2 protein-coding genes and 1 other annotated feature are annotated in these 2,014 nt (G+C 30.6%); of the genes, one reads left to right on the top strand and one right to left on the bottom strand.

Going from position 1 to position 2,014, the window contains the following annotated elements; genetic code table 11:
• Window positions 1–348: transposase (locus tag C3E90_RS07805; protein ID WP_236915089.1), on the top strand; the 348-nt coding region annotated here is incomplete at its 5' end.
• Window positions 349–564: 216 nt separating this feature from the next.
• Here the strand turns inward: C3E90_RS07805 and C3E90_RS07800 are convergent.
• On the bottom strand, window positions 565–1,593 hold the full coding sequence (locus C3E90_RS07800; RefSeq protein ID WP_236915088.1) for an ornithine cyclodeaminase: 1,029 nt from the start codon (window positions 1,591–1,593) through the stop codon (window positions 565–567).
• Window positions 1,594–1,638: 45 nt separating this feature from the next.
• Window positions 1,639–1,857: a binding site (T-box leader), on the bottom strand.
• Window positions 1,858–2,014: the final 157 nt, after the last annotated feature.

Below are 2,014 nucleotides of genomic sequence, written 5' to 3'. Positions count from 1 at the left end.
ACTATAACATTCGAGGAGTTTGAGGTAGTATTAGATAAATATGAAAAATATAAGATAATTTTTAATATAATAGAGGAATTCAAAGAAATATTATTTGGGAAAGATAGCACAAAATTAAATACATGGATAACAAAATCTAATGCCCTAGGTATTAGGGAATTAAACAGCTTTATTACTGGTATTACAAGGGATATGGAAGCAGTAGAAAATGCTATTACCTATGAATATAGTAATGGTTTAGCTGAGGGAAAAGTAAATAAAATAAAGGTAATAAAAAGAATAATGTATGATAGATGTAATTTTGAGACATTAAGAAAGAGGGTATTACAGATAGAAAATAACACCTAAATCAACTAACGTTGGAAAGAACCATTTTCATTTTAACATTTACAAGGAGGGGCGAACGGTTTATAGTCTACCTATAAGAAATTGAAACCCTACATTTCCTACATGGTCAATTATTATAGCTACCGATATTAGCCTACTTATAAAGACCTAAAAAATATTCTTCTTAAGTACTTTGGTTGTAACGCTTTTTCAAGTAATATATAAAAAAGTAAGGGACTAGTTTGCTACACTAGTCCCAATATTATTTTTTAGTTTTTCAATTTCAGTTACCAATAGATTTAAAAATAGTCCTACATCTGTTACTATGCCTATAGCTTGACTACTTCCTCTATCGCTGAGTTTTGTCACAACAGCAGAATTAATATCTACACAAATCATTTTGGTCTTTGCTGGTAGCATATTGCCACTGGCAATTCCATGGAGCATAGTGCCGAGAACTAGTACTATTTCAGCTTTTTGCAAATATTTACTATAAGCATCTTGTGCCTTTATAATATCGGTTATTGTATCTGGTAGAGGACCATCATCTCTTAAACTTCCTGCTAGCACAAAAGGAATATCATTTTTTACACATTCATACATGATACCAGAATGCAATGCTTTAGCCTCAACAGTTCTTTTTATGGATCCATATTTCATAACATGATTAATAGCACGCATATGGTTTCGATAACCCTTATGAGTTACTTTTCCTGATTTAGCACAGACTCCTAAGGAAGTACCATAAAGGTTTTTTTCTATATCATGAACTGCTAGAGCATTTCCTGTTAATAAACTAGATACATAATTTTTCCTAATCAATTCTGAAAGATAATGATCACCACCAGTGTGGACTGTAACGGGTCCTGCAACTAGAGTTAATTTTTTATTATTGAAGAATAGTTCATAAGCTAAATCCTTTATTAACATATCATTTCTTCGTTCTGAAGACACATAATTATTCATGAAATTAAATGAATCATCTTCTTTATCCTTATCATTTTCATTTATCGTTTTCACACCAGTATCACCACATACTACCATATCTCCACGATGGATTTCCCTCAGTTTCTTACATACAGCACCATTATTATCTACAACTATTAAAGCATCCATTCTTTGATTTTTCACTTTTATCCACTGATTATTATGGTAGATGAAAGTAGTATGATTTGTCGTTGAATAAAAATCATCTGGAACATGTTTATCTAGTATTGCCTTTTTCAGTAATACATTTCTGTTTATATTAATATTATTTAATTTCATTTTCAAAACTCCTTTCATTTAGAGAATAAAAAAACCTTCATCCCATACTGGGACGAAGGTAATTCGCGGTACCACCCAAGTTGATTAAGCAAAGAAAATTTACTTAATCCTCTCAAAGCCTGTAACGTTGGCCAACGGACAAACTTAATCGCTTGCAGCTTAGAGGGTGGGTTCGAATGAAATAATCTTAGAAGATCTTTCAGTCGGTGAATCTTCCTTCCTTTTAGAATCTTTCAATCTACTATTCCTCTTCACAGCCTAAAATATATATTTCTAATATTATATGAAGTATTATAATGTTTGTCAAGGAATTTTTGTAAAATTTATGATTATTCTATGATAATGTCATATTAAATTCATTCTGATAAAATGTCATATATGAGAGAGGAGATATTTAATATGACTCAAAAAGAAATAACTA

Origin of the sequence: Clostridium sp. Cult2 (assembly GCF_021655075.1) — a bacterium.
Classification (GTDB): Bacteria; Bacillota; Clostridia; order Tissierellales; family Tepidimicrobiaceae; genus Schnuerera.
Note: the sequence above shows the minus strand (reverse complement) of the source record. Positions and strands in the feature narration are given on the sequence as shown.